Here is a 23,294-nt window from a genome sequence, read left to right as displayed (position 1 = left end):
CGCTCACCAGTAGCCCAGCACCTTCCACCAAAGCAGGCCGACGGTGGCGAAGACGGACAGTTCCACCAATGCCATCACCAGCCCCACGAACCACCATCGACCCATGCCCACGTAGCCGCTGCCGAAGACGATGGGCGAGGTGCCGGTAGCATAGTGTGTCAGCGTCATCATGATGCAGGAGGCCGCCGCCATCATGAGCAGGAAGGGCACGAGGTAGGCGCCCGGCACCAGGTGCGCGCCCACAGTCAGAAAGGCCAGCATCATGGCGCTGATGTGCGCGGTGGTGCTGGCAAAGAGATAGTGCGAGAACAGGAAGACCAGCACCAGCACCGCCGCCGCGGGCAGCCAGCCCATGCCGCTGGACTCGATGCCGCTTCGCAGGCCCGCCGAGAACCAGCCGATCACGCCCGCCTTGTTGAGCTCGCCCGCCAGCATCACCAGGGCGCCGAACCACACCAGCGTGTCCCAGGCGCTCTTCTCGGTCAGCACGTCCTCCCAGTCCAGCGTGCCGGTGATCAGCAGCATGAACAGGCCCAGCAGCGCCACCACCGTCGCATCCAGGCTGAAGGCCTTGCCCAGCAGCAGGGCCGGCACGTCGGCCCACAGCACCAGCAGCAGCGCGAAGGTGCCCAGCATGACCCACTCGCGGCCCTGCAGCGGGCCCATGCGGGCCAGTTCGGCGCGCGCGAAGGTCACGGCATCGGGCGTGCGCGTCACCTCGGGCCGGGCCAGCACGTAGATCACCAGGGGCATCAGCGCCATGCACACCAGGCCCGGCAACAGCATGGCCAGCGCCCAGGTGCCCCAGCTCAGGTGGAAGGACTGGTTCGTCACCTTCGCCACGTAGTCGACCACCAGCGGATTGGGCGCCGTGGCCGTGACGAACATGGCCGAACTGATGGGGTTGGCGTGGTAGTTGACCAGCGCCAGGTAGGTGCCGACCTTGCCCTGCGTCTTCTGCTCCGGATCGGAGCCGAAGGCATGCGCGATGGACTTCATGATCGGATGCACGATGCCGCCGCCCCGGGCGGTGTTGCTGGGCGTGAACGGGGCCAGGATCAGCTCGCAGGCCGCCAGCCCGTAGCCGATGCCCAGGGTACGCCGCCCGAGCAGCGAGATGAACCAGAAGCCGATGCGCGCGCCCAGCCCGGTCTTCTTGAGCCCACGCGAGATCATCACCGAGACCACGATCAGCCAGATCAGCGGATTGCCGAAGCTGGCCAGCGCATCGGTGATCGCACCCTTGGACGAGGTGGCGGTGACCTGCGAGAGCGCCACCACCATGATGGCCATCATCGCCATCACGCCGATGGGCATGACCTTGAGGATGATCGCCACGATGGTGGTCAGGAAGATGGCTACCAGCGCCCAGGCCTTGGGCGTGAGGCCGTCGGGCGTAGGCACGAGCAGAAGGCCGATCAGCACGGCGGTGGCGATGGTGGCCGGCACGATGCGGAAGGGCACCGCGCGGCGAAAGTGGTCGAGCATCCTGGAAATCATGGCCATGGCCGGGTCGTCGGGAACGTGCCCATCGTGCAGGCGCGCTGCCCGGGGAGCCTTGACTCATGTCAACCGAAGCCGGATGTGCCCGATCACGCGCGGACGCCTTCCTACAATCCGCGCCGTGTCCGAATCCGTGCTCAACATCTCCGCCTATCTCTTCGTGCCCATCGACGACCGCGACACGCTGCGGCCGCACCTGCTGGAGCGCTGCAAGGCACTCGGCCTGATGGGCACCATCCTGCTGGCCGAGGAAGGCATCAACCTCTTCCTGGCCGGCGCAGCCGACGCAGTGCGCGGCTTCGTGGCCGAGCTGCGTGCCGACCCGCGCTTCGCGCCGCTGGCGCCCAAGGAAAGCTGGTCCGCGCACCAGCCCTTCCGCCGCATGCTGGTCAAGAACAAGCGCGAGATCATCCGCATGGACCATCCCGCCATTCGCCCCGCGGCCGGCCGCGCGCCGGCGGTGGATGCGCCGACGCTGCGCCGCTGGCTGGACCAGGGGCACGACGACGCCGGCAAGCCGGTCGTGATGCTGGACACCCGCAATGCCTTCGAGGTGGACTACGGGACCTTCGAGGACGCCATCGACTGGCGCATCGGCAAGTTCAGCGAGTTTCCGGCGGCAGTGCAGGCGCACCGCGACCAGCTGGAGGGCAAGACGGTGGTGAGCTTCTGCACCGGCGGCATCCGCTGCGAGAAGGCCGCCATCTACATGCACGAGCTGGGGCTGACGAATGTGCTGCAGCTCGAAGGCGGCATCCTCAAGTACTTCGAGGAAGTGGGCGGCGCCCACTACCGGGGCGACTGCTTCGTGTTCGACGGCCGCGAGGCCCTGGCGCCGGACCTGAGCGCACGCTCGGCGCATGCAAGCGCCCGGGCCTTCGAGGACCCGGATCTGCCGATCAAGCAGGGTTGAGGGCGCCGAAGTCGGGTGCCACCACTGCCCGTCGCCGAACCTGCCCGCCTGCTCAAGCCTTGGAATTGCCCTCAGGCTCCGCCGCGCTCGTCTGCGATTGGGTCTTGAAGGGATGGTCCGGCAAGGGGATGAATTCCGTCTCGCCAGGCACATGGCCCATGCGCTGGGCCTCCCAGTCCGCACCCGCCTGCAGGATGCGCTCGCGGCGGCTGGAGACGAAGTTCCAGCTCATGAAGCGCGGCCCGTCCAGCGGCGCGCCGCCCACCACCACCAGGCGGCGCGCGCCATCGGCGGTGATGCGCACCGGGGGCCGCTCGCCGGCCACGGCGTCCTCGTCGGGCAGCACGCCCATGGTGTGCAGCGGCAGGGGCTCGCCGTCCAGCATGACGTCGCCATCGACGGCATAGACGGCCATCTGCGGCGCCAGCGGCGGCAGCGAGAAGGCGCCGCCCGCGGGCAGCGCGATGTCCAGGTAGAGCGTGGGCATCAAGGTGGGCACCGGCGAACGCAGGCCGAAGGCCTCGCCGACCAGCACGCGCACCGGTACGCCCTCCACCTCGGTCGCCGGAATGTCGGCGGCGGCCGTGTGCGAGAAGCTGGGTTCGACCTCCTCGTGCTCGCGCGGCAGCGCGCACCACAGCTGCAGGCCGTGGTTGACGTAGGTCTCGGTCTTGAGCGCCTCGGGCTTGCGCTCGGAATGCACGATGCCGCGGCCCGCGGTCATCCAGTTGATGGCGCCGGGACGGATCTCCTGTTCGGTGCCCAGGCTGTCGCGGTGCATCATCGCGCCCTCGAACAGGTAGGTCACCGTCGCCAGGCCGATGTGCGGATGGGGCCGCACATCGTGCTGGTCCTGCGGCGTCTCGGTGGCCGGACCGAAGTGGTCGAAGAAGACGAAGGGGCCGACCGCGCGGCGTTGCGCGGCCGGCAGCACGCGCCGAACCTGGAAGCCGCCGCCCAGGTCCTTGGCATGCGGATGGAGCGTGAGAAGGTCGGACATGGCGGCTCTCCGGTTCGGTTGGCGTGGATGAGGACGAAAGAAGGATCAGGCCAGCAGCTTCAGCGCGCCTTGCAGGCGCTCGCCGAAGGCGCGGGCGGTCTGCAGGTCGCCGGCCGGGATCTCGGCGGGGCTCGCATCCGAGGGTGAGGTGGTCATCAGGCCACCGAAGCCGCCGACGTAGTTGAGGGAGTCGCGCGTCGATTCCTTCTTGTTGCTCGGCACGATGCCCAGGCCGACCCACAGACCGCCGTGCTGCATGGCCAGCTGCCAGAAGTAGGCGATGGTGGCGAACTTGTCGCCGTTCATGGTGGCGCTGTTGGTGAAGCCGGCGAAGAGCTTGTCCTTCCAGCCCTGGACGAACCAGACCTTGGACGAGGCGTCCGCGAACTTCTTGAACTGCCAGCTGGGCGCGCCCATGTAGGTCGGCGCACCGAAGACGATCAGCTTGGCCTGGGCGAGCGTTTCCCAGCCGCCTTCGGGCAGGTTGCCGTCGGCGTCGATGGCGATCACGGCGGCTTTGGCGCCTTCGGCGACGGCCTGGGCGACGCGCTGGGTGTGGCCGTAGCCGGAGTGGTAGACGATGGCGATGTCGGTCATGGGATTTCCTGGTTCAGAAAACAAAGGGACAAAAGCCGGGCCGGGCATCAGCGCCGCGGCCCGGGAGGCATTACTTCTTGTCGATGCTGAAGCGGCCCGGACCGAAGGCGAAGAAGGCCAGGAAGCCGCCGGCGATGGCGAAGTTCTTGAAGAAGTTGGTCTGCTGGGCCATCACCATTTCGGGCGGCACCTTCCAGAAGGCATGGCCCAGGAAGGCGGTGGCGACGGTGAACACGGCCAGGATGATGGCCATCAGGCGCGTCTTGAAGCCGACCAGGAACAGCAGGCAGACCAGCAGTTCGACCACCACGGCGATGGCCGCGGCCACCTCGGGCATGGGCACGCCGATCTTGCCGAAGTAGCCGACGGTGCCCGCGAAGCCGGTGAGCTTGCCCCAGCCCGCGGGCAGGAACAGCATCGAGATGAACACGCGGCCGACCAGGGCGGCAGCGTCCTGGGTCGGGGTGGTGTTGGAGGTCTGGGTGATGGCCATGGAAGTAGCTCCTTGCGTTGAAAAAATCGGTGGGACGGATTGGAAACAATGAACGGTGTCGCCGCCTGACCAACGGCACCGCCGAGGGTATCGGCTGCGAAACGGCCCGCACAGGGCGGGCCGCTTCGTCCGGGCATCAAGGCGCCAGATCGAACACCAGCACCTCGGCGTCCTGGCCGCCCTTGAGGCTCAGCTGCGACTCGGCCGCGATCATCGCCGCATCGCCGCCCTGCAGGCGCTGGCCGTTGACTTCCAGCGCGCCGCGGATCAGGTGCACGTAGGCCTTGCGGGCCGGGTCGAGCTTCAGCTCGGCCGACTCGTCTCCGTCGAACAGGCCGGCATAGAGCCGCGCGTCGGCATGCATGCTCACCGACGCGGCCTCGCCCTCGGGCGCCGCCACCAGGGCCAGCTTGCCGCGCTTGTCGGCCACGTCGACCGCCTTCTGTTCGTAGCCCGGCGGAATGCCGCGCACATTGGGTTCGATCCAGATCTGCAGGAAGTGCGTGGTCTGGTCGGCCTTGTGGTTGAACTCGCTGTGCATCACGCCCCGCCCGGCGCTCATGCGCTGGACGTCGCCGGGCGGGATCGATTCGATGTTGCCCATGCTGTCCTTGTGGGCCAGCTCGCCGTCGAGCACGTAGCTGATGATCTCCATGTCGCGGTGGCCATGGGTGCCGAAGCCGGCGCCGGCGGCCACGCGGTCCTCGTTGATCACCCGCAGGTTGCCCCAGCCCATGAAGGCGGGGTCGTAGTAGCCGGCGAACGAGAAGCTGTGAAAGGACTTGAGCCAGCCATGGTCGGCATAGCCACGTTCCTGGGACTTGCGGATCTGCAGCATGATGTTGAACTCCTTCGAATGGGGCTGGCGGTGGCGCCTGCTGCGCCGGCCTTCCCCGGTAGGCGGCACCGAACTGCGCCGCGATGGAATGAACTTTAGGCCCGCGTACCCGGCTTGAAACCGCAGTGCATTGAAGACGCCGTTCAAATTTTTTGAATGACAATCCGGCCATGCCGACTGCCCGCGAAGTCCTCACGCCCGACGCCCTGGCCATGCTGCAGACCGTGGTCGACCGCGGCAGCTTCGCCGCCGCCGCCCGCAGCCTGGGGCTGGTGCCCTCGGCCCTCACCTACCGCGTGCGGCAGATCGAGGATGCGCTGGACGTGCTGCTGTTCGACCGCAGCGCCCGCCAGGCCAAACTGACCGAAGCCGGCCGCGAACTGCTGCGCGACGCCGCGCGGCTGCTGGGCGAGATCGACGCCGTGGCCAACCGCGTGCGCCGCATCGCCACGGGCTGGGAGCCTCAGCTGACCATCGCCATCGACAGCGTGATCGCCCGCGACCCGCTCTACGACTTGGTGGGCGCCTTCTACGCCCTGTCGCCACCCACGCGGCTGAAACTGCGCGACGAGACCCTGCTGGGCACCATCGAGGCGCTGACCAGCGGCCAGGCCGACCTGGCCATCGGCTCGGTGCTCGACGCGGACGGCCTGGGCTTCACCGGCACCGGCATCCGCAGCTGCGTGCTTGGCCAGCTCTCCTTCGTGTACGCGGTGGCGCCGAACCATCCGCTGGCGCGCACGAGCATGCCCGTCACCGAGGCCATGATGCGCCAGCACCGTGCCGTCGCCGCGGCCGATTCGGCCCGGCTCTCGCAGGGCATGAACGTCAACCTGCTGGCCGGGCAGGACGTGCTCACCGTGCCCACCATGCAGGCCAAGCTGCATGCCCAGCTGCATGGGCTGGGTGCCGGCTTCCTGCCCGAACCGATGGCGCGGCCCTACGTGGAGGCCGGTCATCTGGTCGCCCTGCCCACCGAGCGCCAGTCGCCCACCACCCACATGCATGCAGCCTGGCGTGTGCGCAGTGCCGCACAGCCCGGGCTGGCGCTGCAGTGGTGGCTGTCGCAGTTCGAACACCCCGGCACGCGCGAAGCGTTGCTGACCCGGCATCGGGGCCGCTGAGCGGCAGACCTGCCGACGCGACACGGCGCACAGGGACAAACCCGGGCGCCCTGTGCTGGCGCAGCATGGGGCGTCATCGGTGCGGTTAGAGTCGGACGACCATCCCGCTGTCCGCACCACCTGCCGCCATGCCCCTCACCGCCGCCGACCGCCCCGATTCCTCAACCCGCCGCATTGCCATCGTGGGCGCCGGCATCGCTGGCCTCGCGGCAGCGCGCACGCTGGCGCAGGCCGGCCTGGAGGTGGCGGTGTTCGAGCAGGCGTCCACGCCCGGTGGGCGGCTGGCCGGCCTGGACAGCCGCACCGGCAGCTTCGACACCGGCGCCCAGTACTTCACCGTCCGCGACGAGCGCTTCCGCCGGGCGCTGGACGCCACGGCCGCCCCATGCCGCCGCTGGAGCGCCAACGCCGTGCGCGTGCTCGATGCCCTGGGCCGCGTGGTCGAAGCCTCGCTGCCCGGCCTGGAGCCCCATTGGGTCGGACTGCCCCGCATGGATGCCCTGGCCGCCCACTGGGCCGCGCCGCTGGGGGATGCCCTGCACCTGGGCACCACCGTCTCGCAACTGGAGGCCGACACTCTGCAGCCCGGCCGCTGGCAGCTGCGCACACAGGGCGACGGCGACGACCATGCCGTGCATGCCGGCTTCGACGCCGTGCTGCTGGCCGTGCCGGCCGGCGCGGCGCGCAGCCTTCTTCAGTCCGTGGCACCGGCCCTGGCCGCACCCCTGGCGCCGGTGCGCATCGCGCCCTGCTGGTCGCTGCACATCGCCTTCGCGCAGGCCAGCCAGCCCGGCCTGCCGCACCTGGGCCCGCAGTGGAACTGCGCCCGCTCCACCCATCACCGCGTGGCCTGGCTGGCGCGCGAGTCGTCCAAGCCCGGCCGCGGCAGCATCGAGCGCTGGACGGTCCAGGCCAGCGCCGAATGGTCGGCCGAGCACATCGGCGACGACGCGCCCCGCGTGCAGGCCAAGCTGCTACGCGCCTTTGCCGAGATCACCGGCATCCGCGTCGAGCCCTCCTTCGCCCAGGCCCGCCTGTGGACCGAGGCCAAGACCGAGACGCCGCTCGGCCGCAGCCACCTCTGGAACGCCGCCTCGGGCATCGGCATCGCCGGCGACTGGTGCATCGGCCATCGGGTCGAGGATGCCTTCGTCTCGGGGCTGGAGCTGGCGCTGGCCGTGATCTGAGCACGTGGCCGGCTACATCGGCCGCTTCGCGCCCTCGCCCACCGGGCCGCTGCATGCGGGCTCGCTGGTGGCGGCGCTGGCCAGTTGGCTGGACGCGCGCGCGGCCGGCGGCCGCTGGCTGGTGCGCATCGAGGACGCCGACACCGAACGCTGCCTGCCCGGCGTGGGCGAACACATCCTGCAGCAGCTGGCCGCCTGCGGCCTCGTGCCCGACGAAGCGCCAGTCTGGCAGACGGCGCGTGTCGATCGTTATCAGGCCGCGCTGACGCGTCTGATCGACGCCGACCTGGCCTATCCCTGCGGCTGCACCCGCCGCGAGATCGACGCGGCGCTGGCCGCCCAGGGCATCCGCCATGACCGCCATGGCGAGCGCGTCTATCCCGGCACCTGCCGCCACGGCCTGAACGGCAAGCCCGCGCGGGCCTGGCGCTTCGCCACCTGGCGCGCGTCCGCGCCCCTCGTCGACTGGACCGACCGCCGCCTGGGCGCACAGCGCCAGGATGTGCTGCACGAGGTCGGCGACTTCGTGCTGCGCCGCGCAGACGGCCCCTGGGCCTACCAGCTCGCGGTCGTCGTGGACGATGCCGAGCAGGGCATCACCGACGTGGTCCGCGGCGCCGACCTGACCGACAACACGCCACGCCAGATCCTGCTGCAGCGCGCGATGGGCCTGCCCACGCCGCGCTACCTGCACACGCCGCTGGTGCTGGGTGCCAATGGCGAGAAGCTGTCCAAGCAGAACGGGGCCGCCGCCATCGACACCGGCACGCCGGCCGCCGCGCGCTCGGCACTGGATGCCGCCGCGCAGGCCCTGGGGCTGCCCGCGGCACGATTGGAAGACGGCTTCCAACAGGCCCTGGCGGGCTGGGTCGCGCCGTGGGCCGATCTTTACAATCCCGCCCCGTGACCGCCGACGAAACGAACGACTCCCCCGCTGCCCCGCCTGAAGCCGGCGACACCGAACATCCCCACCGCCGCATCCGCAGCTTCGTGCGGCGCGCCGGTCGCACCACCGATGCGCAGGCCCGCGCCTATGCGGACTTCGGCGCGCAGTACCTGATTCCCTACCGCCCCGCCCCGCTGGATTTCGCCCAGGCCTTCGGCCGCGCGGCGCCCACCGTGCTGGAGATCGGCTTCGGCATGGGCGAGGCCACGGCGCACATCGCGCGCGTGCGCCCCGACGACAACTTCCTCTGCTGCGAGGTGCACGAGCCCGGCGTGGGCGCGCTGCTCAAGCGCGCGGGCGAACAGGGCCTGGCCAACATCCGCATCGTGGCGCACGATGCCGTGGAGGTGCTGCAGCACATGATCCCGCCCGGCAGCCTGGCCGGCGCGCATGTGTTCTTTCCCGACCCCTGGCACAAGAAGCGCCACCACAAGCGCCGGCTGATCCAGCCGGGCTTCGTGCGCCAGCTGGCCGAGCACCTGGCCCCAGGCGGCTACCTGCACTGCGCGACCGACTGGCAGCCCTATGCCGAGCAGATGGTCGAGGTGCTGGCCGGCGAGCCGCTGCTGGCCAACACGGCCGCCCCCGATGCGGGCGGTTTCGCGCCAAAGCCGGACTACCGGCCGCTCACGAAATTCGAGAACCGTGGCATCAAGCTTGGCCACGGCGTGTGGGACGTGGTGTTCAAGAAGATCTGACACCTCCCATGCCGCTTCGCGGCTCTGGGTGGCCGCCAGAGGCGGCTGCTCTTCGGGCACGTCCAAGCCTGCACTCGCAGGCTCGGAGCCGCGGCCCTCAGCCCCTCTCTGGCGCCTTCGCTTGGAGGGGGGCGCACCCGGAGGCCTGGCGAAGCCAGTTCCTCGGGTGCCCTTGCGTGGCCTGCTCCGCGGCCATTCGATCCTCGCCCGATAGGAGGCACCGCGGTGTCCTGTCGTCTGCCGGACAGACGGCACCTACGGCGCAGGCCTACAGTGCCGTCTCCCCCACGACAACGACGGAGACGACCATGGCCCACAGGGCAACTTTCGTGCGCATGCAGGACAGCACGCGCGAGGACTGGCAGGCCATCAGTGGCGAGTTCATGCACTTCGCCGGGGGGCTGCCCGAGCGGGTCATGGCGCACCTGAAGCTGCTGGAGGGCGACTACGGCGGCTTTCCGGTAGACCGTTACACCCACAGCCTGCAGACTGCCACCCGCGCCCTGCGCGACGGCCGGGACGAGGAATACGTGGTCTGCGCCCTGCTGCACGACATCGGCGACACGCTGGGCGCCTTCAACCATCCGGACATCGCCGCGGCCATCCTGCAGCCCTTCGTCAGCGAAGAGAACCACTGGATGGTCAAGCACCACGGCATCTTCCAGGGCCATTACTTCTTCCACCACATCGGGCTGGACCGCGACCTGCGCGAGCAGTTCCGCAGCCATCCGAACTTCGAGCGGACGGCCGAGTTCTGCGAGCTGTACGACAACCCGGCCTTCGACCCCAAGGGCGAGACGCTGCCCATCGCCGAGTTCGAACCCATGTTGCGCCGCCTGATGGCCCAGCCGCGCCAGAGCATCTACAAGAAGGCCCTGACGACAGAAGCGGCTTGAGCCCGCGCGCTGCCGCCGCTGCCCATCCCCGCGACCATCCGAACTTGCCGCCCCCGCGGCCCACCAGGAGACCCCCATGAACGCCACCACCCAAGCCGAACTCAGCGAAGTCCGCCGCCTCGTCTCCGACGAGGAATGGCAGCTGCGCGTGGACCTCGCCGCCTGCTACCGCCTCGTGGCGCTCTACGGCTGGAGCGACCTGGTCTTCACCCACATCAGCGCGCGCATCCCCGGGCCGGACCATCACTTCCTGATCAACCCGTACGGGATGATGTTCGACGAGATCACGGCCTCCAGCCTGGTCAAGGTGGACATGGACTGCAACAAGCTGATCGACTCGCCCTACCCGGTCAACCCGGCCGGCTTCGTGATCCACAGCTGCATCCACGAGGCCCGCGACGACGTGCAATGCGTGCTGCACACCCACAGCCGTGCCGGCGTGGCCGTCAGCGCCCAGAAATGCGGCGTGCTGCCGATCAGCCAGCAGAGCACCTTCGTGCTGGCCTCGCTGGCGTATCACGACTACGAAGGCGTGGCCGTGCGCGACGACGAGAAGCCGCGCCTGCAGCAGGACCTGGGCCGCAACAACTACATGCTGCTGCGCAACCACGGCCTGCTCACCGTGGGCAAGACGGTAGCCGACGCCTTCCTGCACATGTACACCTTCGAGAACGCCTGCCGCATCCAGATCGACGCCCAGGCCGGCGGCGAGCTGGTTCACGTCAACCCGCAGATCATGGACGGCATCAGTCAGGTGATGAAGAAGGTCACCACCGGCCAGGGCGCCAACATCGCCTGGCCGGCATTGCTGCGCAAGCTGGATCGCGAGAGCCCCGGCTACAGGGACTGAGCCCGCGCCCCTCCGGGGGACTTTTGACCTTTGTTGACAATTGGCGGCATGCATCGCCGCCAAGCCCTGCTCCGCCTCGCCTCGCTTCCCATCGCCACCAGCCTCGCCGGCTGCGCCGAGATTCAGAAACCCGCCGAAGCCCTCGCCGAATCCCTGGCGGCCGATGCCCGCATCGAGGCGCTGATCCTGCGCATGACCATCGAGGAGAAGGTCGGCCAGCTCAGCCTGTACGCGCCTGCCGCGGACGAGATCCTCGGCAATCCCCAGACGGGGCAGGTCAGTCTGCGCCAGCAGCTCGACGATATCCGCGCCGGCCGCGTGATGGGCCTGTTCAACGGCGAAGGCATCGCCGGCAAACGGCGCGCGCAGGAGGTGGCCGTGCGCGAATCGCGCCTGGGCATCCCGCTGCTCTTCGGCGTGGACATCATCCATGGCTTCCGTACCGTGTTCCCGGTGCCGCTGGCGGAGGCCGCCAGCTGGGATCCGGCGCTTTCCGAACGCACGGCCCGAGCCGCCGCCCGTGAGGGCACGGCCGACGGCTTCCGCTGGACCTTCGCGCCCATGATCGACATCGCCCGCGACGCCCGCTGGGGCCGCGTGGTAGAGGGCTATGGCGAGGACGTGCTGCTCACCCGCCGCTTCGCCGCCGCCCGCGTGCGGGGCTTCCAGACCGCGGACCTCTCGCGCGCCGACGCCATGCTGGCGACGCCCAAGCACTTCGCCGGCTACGGCGCGGCCGAGGGCGGGCTGGACTATGCGGCTGTGGACCTGTCGGAGCGCACCCTGCGCGACGTCTACCTGCCGCCCTTCAAGGCCGCCATCGACGCCGGCGCGCTGTCGGTGATGGCCGCCTTCAACGAGATCGGCGGCGTGCCCTCCAACGCCAACCCCTGGCTGCTGACCCAGGTGCTGCGGCGCGAATGGGGCTTCGAGGGCTTCGTGGTCTCGGACTACACCGCCGATGAGGAGCTGATCGCCCACGGCTTCGCCGCCGACGAGCGCGAGGCCGCGCGCCGCGCCTTCCTGGCCGGCACCGACGTGAGCATGCAGAGCGGCCTGTACATGCGCCACCTGCCGGAACTGGTGAGGAGCGGCGACGTCTCCATGGCGCGGCTGGACCAGGCCGTGCGGCGCGTGCTGCGCGTCAAGCAGCGGCTCGGCCTGTTCGAGCATCCCTTCCGCGGCCTGCAGGAGGATGCGCCCGGCGCGCCGCCGCGCTTCGACGGCACCGCCCACCGCCGGCTGGCCCGCGAGGCAGCGCAGCGTTGCATCGTGCTGCTGAAGAACAGCGGCGACCTGCTGCCGCTGCCCAAGTCGGGCAAGCGCATCGCGCTGATCGGGCCCTTTGCCGATGCGCAGTCGCTCTTCGGGCCGTGGCGGCCCTTTCCGGGCCAGCTGCCGCCGGTGGGCATCGAGGACGCCATCCGGGCGCAGCTGGCCGATCCCTCGCTGCTCAGCACGGTCCGCGGCAGCGACGTCGAATCGCCGCTCGATGGCGGCATCGCCCAGGCCGTGGCGGCCGCACGGCAGGCCGACGTGGTCGTGATGACGCTGGGCGAAAGCGACCAGATGTCGGGCGAGTCACGCTCGCGCACCGACATCGAGGTGCCCCAGGCCCAGCAGCAGTTGGCCGAAGCCGTGGCCGCCACCGGCAAGCCGGTGGTCGTGCTGCTGCGCAACGGCCGCGCGCTGGCCCTTCGCGGCGCGGTGCGCAACGCGCAGGCCCTGCTGGTCACCTGGTTCCTGGGCACCGAGACCGGCCCGGCCATCGCCGACGTCCTGTTCGGCGATGTGGCGCCCTCGGGCCGGCTGCCGGTGAGCTTTCCGCAGACGCCAGGCCAGGTGCCCTTCTACTACGCCCACAAGCGCACCGGCCGGCCCGATGCGCAGGGCGGGCCCGGACGCTTCCGGACCCGCTATCTGGACGCGACCAACGAGCCGCTCTACGCCTTCGGCCATGGGCTCGGCTACTCGGCCGTGCACTACGGCGCCCTGGAAGTAAGCCCCAGCCGCATGGCGCCCAGCCAGCCGCTGCGTGTGGTGGCCAGCGTGACCAACACCGGCACGCGCGCCGTCGACGAGACGGTGCAGCTCTACATCGGCGCCCGCGCGGCCAGCTTCACGCGGCCGGTGCGCGAACTCAAGGCCTTCCACCGCGTGCACATCGAGGCCGGGCAGACCGTGCAGGTGCACTTCCTGCTCACCCGCGACGACCTGCTCTTCACCGGTGCCGACATGCGGCCCACGGTGGACACCGGCGAGTTCGACCTGTGGGTGGGCCCTTCGGCCATCGCTGGGCTGCATGCCACCTTCATGCTCGTGCCGGGCTGAACAGCGGCTGCGACGCCCGCGGACAGCGGCGCTCGGCCATTCCGCGAGCCATGGCACTCGTGCCCACGCGACGACACACCGGTTGCACATGGAAGGACATACCGCCCTGACAGGCCGCATCGGCGCTCTCCCACATGGCGCCCAACGTATGCCACGCAAGGTGCTCCCATGTGCTGGCGCACTGCCAGCCGACAAAGGAGCACACCATGGCCAGAAGCAGCATCCTGGGCAGCGCGGACAACACCCTGCCCCACGACGACGACACCACTCTCCTGGGCCCGAGCGACAACTCGGACAGCGGCAGCGACACGGTGGGCGAAGACGCCTTTCTCGCACGTCCCGAAGACAGTCCGGGCGGCCCCATGCTCGAGCCGCTCGGCGGAGCCACCGATGCTTCCGGCACCGGCGAGCGTGCCGATGTCGAAGGCACTGTCACCTCCGATGCCGACATCCTGCCCGACCGCGTGATCGGACCGGGGGAGGGTATGACCGATGAGGACGTCCGCGTCGCCGTGGGTGAGATGGTCGACGACGAAGAAGACGCCGACGCCGAAGAGGACGGCGACGTCTGAGGCCCATTGAAGCGGGCGCCATTACGAAACGCCCTTAGACGCCCACGAAAAAGGGTGGCCCGACACCCGTCGGACCGCCCTTCCCTTTTTCTGCTGAAAGCGCCACTGCCTTGCGCAGTGGCAGGCCTTCGTCAGTCCGCCTGGATGCCCAGCTCCTTCACCACGCGCATGAACCGCTCCAGATCGGCGGCCGTCGTCTTGGCCAGCACCTCCGGGGCGCCACCGACGGGGATGGTGCCCAGCGTCTTCATCTTCGCGGCCACGTCGGGCATCTTGATGATGTCGTTGAACTGCGCGTTGAGCGTCTTCACGATCTCGGGCGGCAGGCCCTTGGGACCGTACAGCCCATTCCAGGCCGTGACCTCGACATTCTTGTAGCCCAGCTCGCCCAGCGTCGGCACATCGGGGGCCAGCGGACTACGCTGGGCCTGGGCGACCGCGAACAGACGCATCTTTCCATCGGCAAGGTAAGGCGCGATGGGGCCGTAGGTGATCCAGGTCAGCGGCACATGACCGCCGGCGATGTCGGTCAGCGCCGGCGCGACGCCGCGGTACGGCACATGGCGGAAGTTGGCGCCGGTGCTCTTGTTGAACATCTCGCCCAGCACATGCATGGGCGAGCCGCTGCCGGGGCTGGCATAGGCCAGCTCACTCTTCTTCGACTCGTCCATGGCCTCCTTGAGCGACTTGGCCTTGGTGCCCGGACCTGCGGCGATGAACAGCGGCTGCGCGCCGGTCTGGATGATGGGCGTGAAGCCGTTCAGCACGTCATAGCCGGCCTGGGGCGTGGTCTTGAGTACCAGCTGTGCCATGGCGAAGGTATTGGGTGCCATCAGCAAGGTGTAGCCATCGGGCTGGGCCTTGCCCACGAAGGCGCTGCCGATCACGCCGCTGGCGCCGGGCTTGTTGTCCACCAGCACCGGCTGGCCCAGGCGCGGGGCCAGCTTCTCGGCGAAGACACGGGCCAGGGCGTCCGTGTCGCCGCCCGCCGGATAGGCGACGACGATGGTGATCGGCTTGGACGGCCAGTTGCCCTGCGCCAGTGCGGCGCTGGCGGCACCGACCAGTCCCAGGCCCAGCATCAGGGAGCGGAGGAGTTTCGTGGGAAAGGACATGATTGATTAATAGGTGAAACGACGATTCTTTTCTGAAATACGACAGCGAGAGTAAGGGCTGCCAAAGGCTTTGCTATGCGGGTTGTTCCCAAGTTGGAGGGTTCGTTTGATTCACCAATGAATCAACGATCTATTACAGGAACATTTTATGCAGGAAGCATGCCCAAGCAAAACGCCCCGGCGCATGTGGCGGCGGGGCGTCTTTGGGGAAATTGGGCAGACGTCGGTGCGTCCGGCCTGGCAGCCGCACCGTACGGGTGCGCGCGCCTCAATACGTCTTGTAGGGCAGGAACTTGCCCGACAGCACCACATTCACGCGGTCTCCCTTGGGGTCGGCCTCGCGCACGATGTCCATCTTGAAGTCGATGGCGCTCATGATCCCGTCGCCGAACTCCTCGTGGATCAGCTCCTTGATGGTGGTGCCGTAGACATTGACGATCTCATACCAGCGGTAGATCAGCGGATCGGTCGGCACGGCCGTGGGCAGCGAGCCCTTGTAGGGCACCACCTGCAGCCATTTCTGCTCGTCGGCGCTCAGGCCGAAGATCTCGCCGATGGTGGCGGCCTGGGCCGCGTCCAGCGTCATCTGGCCCAGGCAGGCGGCCGTGACCCATTCCTTGGACAGGCCCACCTGCTCGGCCACGGAGGTCCAGGTGATGCCCTTGGACACCTTGGTGGCGATGATCTTTTCGGTGACGTCGTTGCGGTTCATGCGATGGCTCCTTGTGCGGGGCAGGGTTGAAAGAGGGAAACGGGTCACGCCGCATGCGCGCGGCTGACCAGGAAATCGACGATGTGGTTGCGCAGCTCGTAGTAGCCGGGCAGCCGGTGCAGGCCGGCGCGGGTGCGCTCGCGCGGCAGCGCCACCTGCACCGATTCGGCAATGCCGCCCGGCCGCCATTGGCCGTCCGGCAGTTCGACGCCATTGCGCATCAGCAGGACGCGGTCGGCCAGCAGGATGGCTTCGTCCACGTCGTGGGTGATCATGAACACCGTCTGCTGGCTGCGCTGGACGATGGCCAGCAGCTCGTCCTGGATCGTGCCGCGCGTCAGCGCATCAAGGGCGCCGAAGGGTTCGTCCAGCAGCAGCATCTTGGGTTCGATGGCGAAGGCGCGGGCGATGCCCACGCGCTGCTTCATGCCGCCCGAGAGTTGCGAAGGCTTCTTGTCCAGCGCTGCCGACAGGCCGACCAGGGCCACGTACTTCTCGACATGGGCCACCACCTGCGCCCGGCTCCAGCGCGGCCAGCGCGACTCGACGGCGAAGGCGATGTTGCGGCGCACGGTGAGCCAGGGCATGAGCGCATGGTTCTGGAACACCACACCGCGCTCCAGACTGGGCCCGCGCACCTCGCGGCCATCCATGAACACATGGCCTTCGCTGGCCTCGTCCAGCCCGGCAAGCACGTTGAGGATGGTGGTCTTGCCGCAGCCGGAGTGGCCGATGATGCAGACGAACTCGCCGCGCGCGACGCCGAAGTCGACGTCGGCGAACACCGGGCGCCCGGGCTGGAACACGCGGCCCAGGCCCTGCACCTGCAGGAAGGCGCCGGTGGTCGGCGAGCGCGGTGCGGCAGCCTCCGTCGCAGTGAGGCCGGCCTGGACCGGGGACATGGACATCATGGCGGGCTCACTCCACATAGGTCACCTTCTTCTGCAGCGCCGCGAAGCCCAGGTCCAGCAGCATGCCCACCACGCCGATCAGCAGGATGGCGAAGATCACATGGGCCAGCGACAGGTTGTTCCACTCGTTCCACAGGAAGTAGCCGATGCCGGTGCCGCCCACCAGCATCTCGGCCGCCACGATCACCAGCCAGGCGATGCCCATGCTGATGCGCATGCCGGTGAAGATGGTGGGTGCGGCGGCCGGCAGGATCACCCGCAGCGCCCGCCGCAGGGGCCGCACTTCGAGCGTGCTGGCCACGTTGAGCCACTCCCGCTTGACCGAGGCCACGCCGAAGGCGGTGTTGATCAGCATGGGCCACACCGAGCAGATGAAGATCACGAACACGCCCGACACCGACGAATCCTTGATGGTGTAGAGCGCCAGCGGCATCCACGCCAGCGGCGAGATCGGCTTGAGCACCTGGATGAAGGGGTCGAAGGCCTTGCGCATCAGCGGCGACATGCCGATCAGGAATCCCGCCGGCACCGCCACCACGCAGGCCAGGGCAAAGCCCAGCCCCACGCGCAGCAGCGACCAGCCCAGCTGGATCGCGATGCCCTTGTCGTTGGGCCCGTTGTCGTAGAAGGGATCGGACAGCTCCTCCACGATGGTGCGTCCCAGTTGGGCGGGCGTCGGAAAGCCGCTGCTCTTCTGGGTCCCGGCTGCCGGGTCCTTGCCCATCAGCTTGAGGTAGTCGATCTGCTCCTGCGTCAGGCCCGCCGTGCTGCCAGCGGAGGCCACCGGGGCGGTGGCCAGGTGCCAGCCGCCCAGCATCAGCACGAGCAGCAGCAGCGACACAATGGCCGCACGCACGGTGAGCGAGGTCGAAGTCCTGTTCATGGCCATGGCGGTGCCCGCCTCAGGCCGTCTTCGCGATGGCGAAGCTCTTGACGTACGCCTCGGGGCGGGCCGGATCGAACTCCTTGCCCATCACCTTGAAGCGCGGATAGGCGCCCTCCGGCGCCTTCCAGCCGGCGGCGGCCATCTGCCTCTTGGCGTCGGTCAGCAGGAAGACCTTCTCGGCGATCTGGCGGTAGTCGATCTCGCCCTTGACGTAGCCCCAGCGCTTCATCTGCGTGAGCATCCAGACGGCCATGCTCTGCCAGGGCACGGGATCGAAGTTGGCGCGGTCGGGCACGTTCTTCACGGCGCCCAGGCCGTCGGCGTACTTGCCGGTGAGCACCTGCGCGATCACCGTCTCGGGCTGGTTGAGGTACTGCGTGGGCGCGATCACCTTGGCGATCAGCTCGCGGTCCTTGGGCTGGCTGGCCATGAACGAGGCATTGATCACCGCGCGGTACAGCGCCGCGAAGCTGGCCGGGTTCTGCTGGATGAAAGCCTCGCTCACGCCGAAGGCGCAGCACGGGTGGCCGTCCCAGATCTCCTTCGACAGGATGTGGATGAAGCCCACCTCGTCGTACACCGCGCGCTGGTTGAACGGATCCGGCCCCAGGAAGCCGTCGATGTTGCCGGCGCGCAGGTTGGCCACCATCTCGGGCGGCGGCGTGACACGAATCTGCACGTCGGTGTCGGGGTTCACGCCATGCTCCGCCAGGTAGTAGCGCAGCAGGAAGTTGTGCATGCTGTATTCGAAGGGCACCGCGAACTTCATGCCCTTCCACTGCTTCGGGTCGCGCTTGTCCTTGTGCTTGACGTGCAGCGTGATGGCCTGCCCGTTGGTGTTCTGGATGGTGGCCACCTTCATCGGCACCTGCGTGGAGCCCAGCCCCATGCTGATGGCCAGCGGCATGGGCGACAGGAAGTGGCTGGCGTCGTGCTCGCGGCTGAGCATCTTGTCGCGGATGAGCGCCCAGCCCGCGGTCTTGTTGAGCTGGACGTTGAGGCCTTCCTTCTTGTAGAAGCCCAGGGGGTCGGCCATGATCAGCGGCGTCGCGCAGGTGATGGCGATAAAGCCGATCTTGAGGTCCTTCTTCTCGGGCGGGCGTTGCTCCTGGGCCATGGCCTGCAGCGAGGCCACCGGCAGCAGCGAGGCGATGGCCGCGCGCGCGGTACTGGCACCGACGGCCTGCAGAAAACGCCGCCGCAGCGGCTCGTGCGGGAACAGCGCCTTCACCAGGCTGGCCTCGACGAAGTCGCGCGAGGCTTCTTCCACCGAGGTGGCGGTGGTCGGATGGTCGCCCGGGGCGTGGTCCTGGCCGCAGGCGCAGCGCAGCATCAGCGGACGGTCGGCGTCGTAGGGGTCGGAACGGCGGTCGATGGCAGGCAGACGGGACATGCTTCACCTCTTTGATGGAATGTCCTCGCCCTTGCAACGCGCGGGCCGGAACAGGCCAACACGGCCGCGCCATCGGCAAATCGTGCCCGCACCGTCGAGCCCGTGTAGGGCTGCCACTACACGGGCAACCCGTTTCAGGGCCGGGTGCCGCCCTGGGCCAGCCGCTCGGCGTAAAGCGCCAGTTCCACGTCGTTCTTCGTGCCCGTCTTTTCGAGGATGCGCGCGCGGTAGGTGCTGACGGTGTTGGGCGCCAGGCCCAGGCGCGCACCAATCTCGCTCACGCTGTGCCCTGTCGTGAGCAGTCGGAAGACCTGGTGCTCCCGGTGCGAAAGGGCCTCGGTGGCGGCGCCGCCCCGGCCCACGGCCGCGGCCAGCGCCTCGGCGGTGGCCGCCGTCACGTAGATGCCGCCCGCGGCCGCCTTGCGCACGGCGGCCACCATCTCGTCCGCATCGGCGCTCTTGTTGAGATAGCCGGCCGCGCCCAGGCGGATGCAGCGCACGGCGTACTGGCGCTCGGGGTAGGTGGAGATCATCACGACCGGGAGCTAGGGCCAGTCGGCGCGCAGCGCCTGCAGCACGTCGAGCCCGTCGCGGCCCGGCAGCGCAATGTCCAGCAGCACCAGGTCGAGGCCGGCGCGTCCGCCCAAGGCGGCCACCTGCGCCAGCACCTCGGGCCCGGTCACGGCCTCGGCGGCGACCACGATCTCGGGCGCGCCATTGGCCGGGTCGCCCAGCACCTGGCGCAAGCCTTCGCGCACGATGCGATGGTCGTCGCCGATCAGCACGCGCACGGCGATGGGGCGCGAAACAGAGACCGAGGTGTTCATGTCGATGAGACAGGCATCCGCAGGTGAAGCGTGGTGCCCTGCCCCACCGTGCTGTGCACGTCCACGCCGCCGCCGAAATGCAGCGCGCGCTCCCGCATGCCACGGATGCCGTACGAGCCCGGCGCATGGAAGGCCTGCGTCGGCGCGCCCACGCCATCGTCGCTCACGATCAGGTGCAGGCTGCCGTTCGCCACGTGGATGTCGATGTCGACCCGGCTCGCGCGGGCATGGCGGACGACGTTGCTCAGCATTTCCTGGAAGATGCGGAACACGGCCATCGCGGCCGGCTCGGGCAGATCGGGCGCGCCCTCCACGGCCATGCGCCAGCCCAGCGCCAGTTCGGCCGACTGCACGAACTCGTTGGCCTGCCACTCCAGCGCGGCCCACAGGCCCTGGTGGTCGAGGATGCTGGGCCGCAGGTCGGTGATGATGCGCCCCACGTTGTCCACGGCCCGCTCGATGAGCCGGCTCATGTTGTCGCACTTGGCCTGCAGCTGCAGGCGCATGGCCTCGGCCTCGGCCGGTTCGCGCGCCTTCTGCTCGCCCAGGCGGCGGTTGACCCAGTCGACGTCCATCTTCATGCCCACCAGCAGGCTACCGAGCTCGTCGTGCACTTCGCGGGCGATGCGCGTGCGCTCCTCCTCGCGCACCGAGTCCATCCAGGCCGACAGCGCACGCACATGGCTCAGCGCGGCGCTGAGTTCGGCCGTGCGCTCGGCCACGCGGCGCTCCAGCTCGTCGCGCGATTCGCGCATGGCCTGCGCGGCACGCTTTCGCTCGGTGATGTCGACGAAGGTGATGACGGCGCCGCGCACCGTGTCGCCGTCCACGATGGGATAGCTGGAGTATTCGACCGCGAAGCAACTGCCGTCGCGGCGCCAGAACACCTCGCTGTCGATGCGGCACGGCAGGCCGCGTCGGAAGGCGTTGAAGATGGGGCAGTCGGTGTCGGCGTAGACCGAGCCGTCGGCATGCGAATGGTGCGTGAGCTCGTGCATGTTGCAGCCCAGCACCTCGGCGGCCTCATGGCCCAGCAGCGCAGCACCGGCCCGGTTGATGAACATGCAGTGCCCATCCAGGTCGATGCCGAAGATGCCCTCGCCGGTGGACTCCAGCAGCAGGCCCAGGCGACGGTGCCAGGGCACCCCATCGCCCAGGTCCATCGGAGAGAACGCGCCCGCGAAGGCGCCAGGATCGTGCACAGCCATGCACCAGAGGCATGCAACCGCCGTGCCCGCGAGATGCACGGCGTGCAGCTCAGAGACCGAGTTCTTCCAGCCCCGGATGGTCGTCCGGCCGCCGGCCCAGCGGCCAGTGGAAGCGCCGGTCGCTTTCGACGATCGGCAGGTCGTTGATGCTGGCGAAGCGGCGCTGCATCAGGCCCTGGGCGTTGAATTCCCAGTTCTCGTTGCCATAGCTGCGATACCAGTGGCCCGAGTCGTCGTGCCATTCGTAGGCGAAGCGCACCGCGATGCGGTTGCCATCGAACGCCCACAGGCCCTTGATCAGCCGGTAGTCCAGTTCGCGTGCCCACTTGCGCTGCAGGAAGGCGCGCGCGGCCTCGCGGCCGACCGGGAACTCGGTGCGGTTGCGCCAGACGGTGTCCTCGGTATAGACCTGGGCCACCCGGTCCGGGTCGCGGGAGTTCCAGGCGTCCTCGGCGCCGCGCACCTTCTGGGTGGCGGTCTCGAGCGTAAAGGGCGGCAGGGGTGGGCGGGTGTCGGTCATCAGAGTCAGGCTCCTGGGGTGGCAAGGGTGGAAAGCGGCCGATGTAGACAGACCTGTCTATATCGGCGGCCGCACGATACTGCATGTAGACAGACCTGTCTACAATGGCGGCATGCCCTCCCCTGCCCCCCAGGATTCCGAGCTGCCTGCGCGCGACCGCATCCTCTCGACCGCCCACGACCTGTTCTACCGCGACGGCATCCGCGCCACCGGGGTGGACCGGCTGATTGCCGAGTCGGGCGTGGCCAAGCTCACCTTCTACCGGCACTTTCCGAGCAAGGATGCGCTGGTGCGCGCCTTCCTGGACCTCCGGCATGCGCGCTGGATGGCCTGGTTCATCGACGCGCTGGGCCGCCATGGCGCCGGCGAGGCCGCGCACGGCAGCGCACACATCCTGCTGCTCGCCGACGTCCTGGACGAATGGTGCGCGCAGCCGGACTTCCGCGGCTGCGCCTTCATCAACACCGTGGTCGAGCTGGCGCCCGCCATGCCCGATGCCGCCGCGGTGGTGCAGGCTCACAAGGCGGAGATGACGCAGGTGATCGCGCAACTGCTGCCGGAAGGGCCGCTGCAGGGCCTGCTGGCCGATGCCGCGGCCCTGGCCTTCGACGGCGCCATCGTGCGGGCACAGATGGCCACCGACGAGGGCGGACGGCAGGCGGCCGTCGCGACGCTGCGCGCCGTGCTGTCCGCACTGGTCGCGCGGCGCTGAGCGCCCTCAGAGCCCCAGCGCCTGCCGCAGTTCGGCTGAACCCAGGCGCGGCGGCGGCGCGGGCCAGCCGCCATCCATCAACGCGACCATGCGCGCGTTGCGCGGCGCATCCAGGCCGTGGCCGCGGGCCAATCGGACCACGGCGCCGCACAGCGCATCGACCTCGGTGCGACGGCCCAGCGCCACGTCGTCGGCCATGCTGGAGCGGGCCTTGGCGTCGACCTTGAGCATGGGCGCCGCCACGCGGCGGAACAGCCAGTCCGGCAGGCGCAGCAGTCCGGGCAATCGGCCGGGCGGCACAGCGGTCATCTGTGCGGGTTCGATGCCAGCGGCACGCAGCACCGCCAGCGCTTCGTCGATCAGCGCGGCGAAGCAGCGGCGGTAGCCGCGGTCCAGCAGCTCATCGCGCAGCGGCAGGCCCGACAGCGCGTTGACAGGGTTGTTGAGGTTGAGCAGCAACTTGCCCCACTGCACGCCGGCCATGTCGGCCTGCAGGTCCAGCGGCAGGCCGGCGGACTCGAACACCGGCACCCAGGCACGCAGCGCCGCATCCTCCTGTGCTGCCAACCGGCCCGGCGTGCCGCGGTGGTAGGCACCGGGCGCCAGCTCGGCGATGTTGTAGGGCACCATGCCCGGCAAGGCGCGCAGCGCGGGCGCGGTCTCTTGCACCACGCGGTCGTTGCCGATGCCGTTCTGCAGCGAGAGCACCGGTGTGCCGGACGGCAGGCTCGCTGCCAGCTCGGCCGCCGCCTGCGCCGTGGCGCCGCCCTTGACCGTGAGCAGCACCAGCGCCGGTCGCGAATCGGCAGGAACGGCCTCGGTCAGGCGCAATCGGGCCGCGGCGACAACGCGGCGTGCGCCATCGCGATCGGTCAGCGTGAGCCCGTGGGCCGCCAGTGCCTCCATCACGCGCGGACGGCCGATGAAGGTCACCGGTACGCCTGCGGCAGCCAGGCAGCCACCGACGTAGCAGCCGACGGCGCCCGCGCCCATGACCAGCACCTCGCCCGGCACGGGCGGCTGGGAGGCGAGCGGCACGTTCATCTGCCTGGAGCGAGCAAT

General features: G+C 69.2%; 23 protein-coding genes and 1 pseudogene. 10 read left to right on the top strand and 14 right to left on the bottom strand.

Annotated elements, in window-relative coordinates; translation table 11 throughout:
- Positions 1–3: 3 nt before the first annotated feature.
- The gene (locus DFR41_RS21305) at positions 4–1,506 is read right to left on the bottom strand and encodes a DASS family sodium-coupled anion symporter (RefSeq protein WP_114804189.1); all 1,503 of its coding nucleotides are present in this window, start codon (positions 1,504–1,506) and stop codon (positions 4–6) included.
- Between the two features lie 76 nt (positions 1,507–1,582).
- Here DFR41_RS21305 and DFR41_RS21300 point away from each other — a divergent pair, with 76 nt between their 5' ends.
- A complete protein-coding gene (locus tag DFR41_RS21300; protein ID WP_052383796.1) occupies positions 1,583–2,416 on the top strand; it encodes a sulfurtransferase in 834 nt (277 codons plus the stop codon).
- Positions 2,417–2,468: 52 nt separating this feature from the next.
- Here DFR41_RS21300 and DFR41_RS21295 read toward each other — a convergent pair whose 3' ends face one another.
- From DFR41_RS21295 to DFR41_RS21280, 4 genes are all read right to left on the bottom strand, one after another.
- Positions 2,469–3,416: a pirin family protein gene (locus tag DFR41_RS21295; RefSeq protein ID WP_114804188.1), complete on the bottom strand. Its 948-nt coding sequence runs from the start codon at positions 3,414–3,416 to the stop codon at positions 2,469–2,471.
- 45 nt (positions 3,417–3,461) lie between these two features.
- Positions 3,462–4,013: a flavodoxin family protein gene (locus DFR41_RS21290; RefSeq protein WP_114804187.1), complete on the bottom strand. Its 552-nt coding sequence runs from the start codon at positions 4,011–4,013 to the stop codon at positions 3,462–3,464.
- 70 nt (positions 4,014–4,083) lie between these two features.
- A complete protein-coding gene (locus DFR41_RS21285; RefSeq protein ID WP_114804186.1) occupies positions 4,084–4,506 on the bottom strand; it encodes a DoxX family protein in 423 nt (140 codons plus the stop codon).
- Positions 4,507–4,642: 136 nt separating this feature from the next.
- Positions 4,643–5,344 carry a pirin family protein gene (locus DFR41_RS21280; protein WP_114804185.1) on the bottom strand — a complete coding sequence of 234 codons (702 nt, stop codon included), beginning with the start codon at positions 5,342–5,344 and terminating at the stop codon, positions 4,643–4,645.
- 170 nt (positions 5,345–5,514) lie between these two features.
- On the opposite strand from DFR41_RS21280, the gene DFR41_RS21275 reads away from it, so the two are divergent.
- The 8 genes from DFR41_RS21275 to DFR41_RS21240 all read left to right on the top strand — a co-directional run bounded on the left by DFR41_RS21275 (position 5,515) and on the right by DFR41_RS21240 (position 13,948).
- The gene (locus tag DFR41_RS21275) at positions 5,515–6,468 is read left to right on the top strand and encodes a LysR family transcriptional regulator (protein ID WP_017760411.1); all 954 of its coding nucleotides are present in this window, start codon (positions 5,515–5,517) and stop codon (positions 6,466–6,468) included.
- 128 nt (positions 6,469–6,596) lie between these two features.
- Positions 6,597–7,655 carry an NAD(P)/FAD-dependent oxidoreductase gene (locus DFR41_RS21270; RefSeq protein ID WP_114804184.1) on the top strand — a complete coding sequence of 353 codons (1,059 nt, stop codon included), beginning with the start codon at positions 6,597–6,599 and terminating at the stop codon, positions 7,653–7,655.
- Positions 7,656–7,659: 4 nt separating this feature from the next.
- Complete coding sequence (gene gluQRS, locus DFR41_RS21265) at positions 7,660–8,562, top strand: tRNA glutamyl-Q(34) synthetase GluQRS (protein ID WP_114804183.1); 903 nt, start codon at positions 7,660–7,662, stop codon at positions 8,560–8,562.
- A complete protein-coding gene (trmB, locus tag DFR41_RS21260; RefSeq protein ID WP_244917823.1) occupies positions 8,559–9,299 on the top strand; it encodes a tRNA (guanosine(46)-N7)-methyltransferase TrmB in 741 nt (246 codons plus the stop codon). Before gluQRS ends, trmB begins: the two co-directional genes overlap by 4 nt.
- A 308-nt stretch (positions 9,300–9,607) precedes the next feature.
- Entirely contained in the window at positions 9,608–10,195 is a 588-nt protein-coding gene (locus DFR41_RS21255) for an HD domain-containing protein (protein ID WP_114804181.1), read from the top strand.
- A 76-nt stretch (positions 10,196–10,271) separates the two neighbouring features.
- Entirely contained in the window at positions 10,272–11,045 is a 774-nt protein-coding gene (locus DFR41_RS21250) for a class II aldolase/adducin family protein (RefSeq protein WP_114804180.1), read from the top strand.
- A gap of 48 nt (positions 11,046–11,093) precedes the next feature.
- Entirely contained in the window at positions 11,094–13,376 is a 2,283-nt protein-coding gene (locus DFR41_RS21245) for a glycoside hydrolase family 3 N-terminal domain-containing protein (RefSeq protein WP_114804179.1), read from the top strand.
- A 206-nt stretch (positions 13,377–13,582) separates the two neighbouring features.
- Positions 13,583–13,948 carry a hypothetical protein gene (locus DFR41_RS21240; RefSeq protein ID WP_017760076.1) on the top strand — a complete coding sequence of 122 codons (366 nt, stop codon included), beginning with the start codon at positions 13,583–13,585 and terminating at the stop codon, positions 13,946–13,948.
- A gap of 131 nt (positions 13,949–14,079) precedes the next feature.
- Here DFR41_RS21240 and DFR41_RS21235 read toward each other — a convergent pair whose 3' ends face one another.
- The 8 genes and pseudogenes from DFR41_RS21235 to DFR41_RS21200 all read right to left on the bottom strand — a co-directional run bounded on the left by DFR41_RS21235 (position 14,080) and on the right by DFR41_RS21200 (position 21,520).
- Positions 14,080–15,030: a Bug family tripartite tricarboxylate transporter substrate binding protein gene (locus DFR41_RS21235; protein WP_244917831.1), complete on the bottom strand. Its 951-nt coding sequence runs from the start codon at positions 15,028–15,030 to the stop codon at positions 14,080–14,082.
- Positions 15,031–15,331: 301 nt separating this feature from the next.
- Positions 15,332–15,775: a cyanase gene (gene cynS / locus DFR41_RS21230; protein WP_017760078.1), complete on the bottom strand. Its 444-nt coding sequence runs from the start codon at positions 15,773–15,775 to the stop codon at positions 15,332–15,334.
- Positions 15,776–15,819: 44 nt separating this feature from the next.
- Entirely contained in the window at positions 15,820–16,677 is an 858-nt protein-coding gene (locus DFR41_RS21225) for an ABC transporter ATP-binding protein (protein WP_244917830.1), read from the bottom strand.
- A gap of 16 nt (positions 16,678–16,693) precedes the next feature.
- Positions 16,694–17,569, bottom strand: coding sequence for a nitrate ABC transporter permease (ntrB, locus tag DFR41_RS21220; protein ID WP_114804278.1), 876 nt, complete (start codon positions 17,567–17,569; stop codon positions 16,694–16,696).
- Positions 17,570–17,588: 19 nt separating this feature from the next.
- Entirely contained in the window at positions 17,589–18,965 is a 1,377-nt protein-coding gene (locus DFR41_RS21215) for a CmpA/NrtA family ABC transporter substrate-binding protein (protein ID WP_114804176.1), read from the bottom strand.
- A gap of 134 nt (positions 18,966–19,099) precedes the next feature.
- Positions 19,100–19,792, bottom strand: a pseudogene (locus DFR41_RS21210) (response regulator).
- On the bottom strand, positions 19,789–20,955 hold the full coding sequence (locus DFR41_RS21205) for a PAS domain-containing sensor histidine kinase (protein WP_114804175.1): 1,167 nt from the start codon (positions 20,953–20,955) through the stop codon (positions 19,789–19,791). Before DFR41_RS21205 ends, DFR41_RS21210 begins: the two are co-directional and overlap by 4 nt.
- 94 nt (positions 20,956–21,049) lie before the next feature.
- Positions 21,050–21,520: a nuclear transport factor 2 family protein gene (locus DFR41_RS21200; protein ID WP_114804174.1), complete on the bottom strand. Its 471-nt coding sequence runs from the start codon at positions 21,518–21,520 to the stop codon at positions 21,050–21,052.
- Between the two features lie 112 nt (positions 21,521–21,632).
- Between DFR41_RS21200 and DFR41_RS21195 the strand changes: the two genes are divergently transcribed.
- Complete coding sequence (locus DFR41_RS21195; RefSeq protein WP_114804173.1) at positions 21,633–22,232, top strand: TetR/AcrR family transcriptional regulator; 600 nt, start codon at positions 21,633–21,635, stop codon at positions 22,230–22,232.
- A 6-nt stretch (positions 22,233–22,238) separates the two neighbouring features.
- On the opposite strand, the gene DFR41_RS21190 is transcribed toward DFR41_RS21195, so the two are convergent.
- Positions 22,239–23,225, bottom strand: coding sequence for a 2-dehydropantoate 2-reductase (locus DFR41_RS21190; RefSeq protein WP_244917829.1), 987 nt, complete (start codon positions 23,223–23,225; stop codon positions 22,239–22,241).
- Between the last annotated feature and the right edge of the window lie 69 nt (positions 23,226–23,294).

Origin of the sequence: Pseudacidovorax intermedius, assembly GCF_003350475.1 — a bacterium.
Classification (GTDB): Bacteria; Pseudomonadota; Gammaproteobacteria; order Burkholderiales; family Burkholderiaceae_C; genus Xenophilus; species Xenophilus intermedius.
Note: the sequence above shows the minus strand (reverse complement) of the source record. Positions and strands in the feature narration are given on the sequence as shown.

Excerpts from the sequence above, each read along its gene's own strand:
- DFR41_RS21285 (WP_114804186.1), bottom strand. The coding sequence starts at position 4,506 with ATGGCCATCACCCAGACCTCCAACACCACCCCGACCCAGGACGCTGCC.
- DFR41_RS21235 (WP_244917831.1), bottom strand. The coding sequence starts at position 15,030 with ATGCTGGGCCTGGGACTGGTCGGTGCCGCCAGCGCCGCACTGGCGCAG.
- DFR41_RS21295 (WP_114804188.1), bottom strand. The coding sequence starts at position 3,416 with ATGTCCGACCTTCTCACGCTCCATCCGCATGCCAAGGACCTGGGCGGC.
- DFR41_RS21205 (WP_114804175.1), bottom strand. The coding sequence starts at position 20,955 with ATGGACCTGGGCGATGGGGTGCCCTGGCACCGTCGCCTGGGCCTGCTG.
- DFR41_RS21300 (WP_052383796.1), top strand. The coding sequence starts at position 1,583 with ATGTGCCCGATCACGCGCGGACGCCTTCCTACAATCCGCGCCGTGTCC.
- DFR41_RS21250 (WP_114804180.1), top strand. The coding sequence starts at position 10,272 with ATGAACGCCACCACCCAAGCCGAACTCAGCGAAGTCCGCCGCCTCGTC.
- DFR41_RS21190 (WP_244917829.1), bottom strand. The coding sequence starts at position 23,225 with ATGGGCGCGGGCGCCGTCGGCTGCTACGTCGGTGGCTGCCTGGCTGCC.
- DFR41_RS21195 (WP_114804173.1), top strand. The coding sequence starts at position 21,633 with ATGCCCTCCCCTGCCCCCCAGGATTCCGAGCTGCCTGCGCGCGACCGC.
- DFR41_RS21270 (WP_114804184.1), top strand. The coding sequence starts at position 6,597 with ATGCCCCTCACCGCCGCCGACCGCCCCGATTCCTCAACCCGCCGCATT.
- DFR41_RS21200 (WP_114804174.1), bottom strand. The coding sequence starts at position 21,520 with ATGACCGACACCCGCCCACCCCTGCCGCCCTTTACGCTCGAGACCGCC.
- DFR41_RS21245 (WP_114804179.1), top strand. The coding sequence starts at position 11,094 with ATGCATCGCCGCCAAGCCCTGCTCCGCCTCGCCTCGCTTCCCATCGCC.
- DFR41_RS21305 (WP_114804189.1), bottom strand. The coding sequence starts at position 1,506 with ATGGCCATGATTTCCAGGATGCTCGACCACTTTCGCCGCGCGGTGCCC.
- DFR41_RS21290 (WP_114804187.1), bottom strand. The coding sequence starts at position 4,013 with ATGACCGACATCGCCATCGTCTACCACTCCGGCTACGGCCACACCCAG.
- DFR41_RS21275 (WP_017760411.1), top strand. The coding sequence starts at position 5,515 with ATGCCGACTGCCCGCGAAGTCCTCACGCCCGACGCCCTGGCCATGCTG.
- ntrB (WP_114804278.1), bottom strand. The coding sequence starts at position 17,569 with ATGAACAGGACTTCGACCTCGCTCACCGTGCGTGCGGCCATTGTGTCG.
- cynS (WP_017760078.1), bottom strand. The coding sequence starts at position 15,775 with ATGAACCGCAACGACGTCACCGAAAAGATCATCGCCACCAAGGTGTCC.
- DFR41_RS21240 (WP_017760076.1), top strand. The coding sequence starts at position 13,583 with ATGGCCAGAAGCAGCATCCTGGGCAGCGCGGACAACACCCTGCCCCAC.
- DFR41_RS21280 (WP_114804185.1), bottom strand. The coding sequence starts at position 5,344 with ATGCTGCAGATCCGCAAGTCCCAGGAACGTGGCTATGCCGACCATGGC.
- DFR41_RS21225 (WP_244917830.1), bottom strand. The coding sequence starts at position 16,677 with ATGTCCCCGGTCCAGGCCGGCCTCACTGCGACGGAGGCTGCCGCACCG.
- DFR41_RS21215 (WP_114804176.1), bottom strand. The coding sequence starts at position 18,965 with ATGTCCCGTCTGCCTGCCATCGACCGCCGTTCCGACCCCTACGACGCC.
- DFR41_RS21255 (WP_114804181.1), top strand. The coding sequence starts at position 9,608 with ATGGCCCACAGGGCAACTTTCGTGCGCATGCAGGACAGCACGCGCGAG.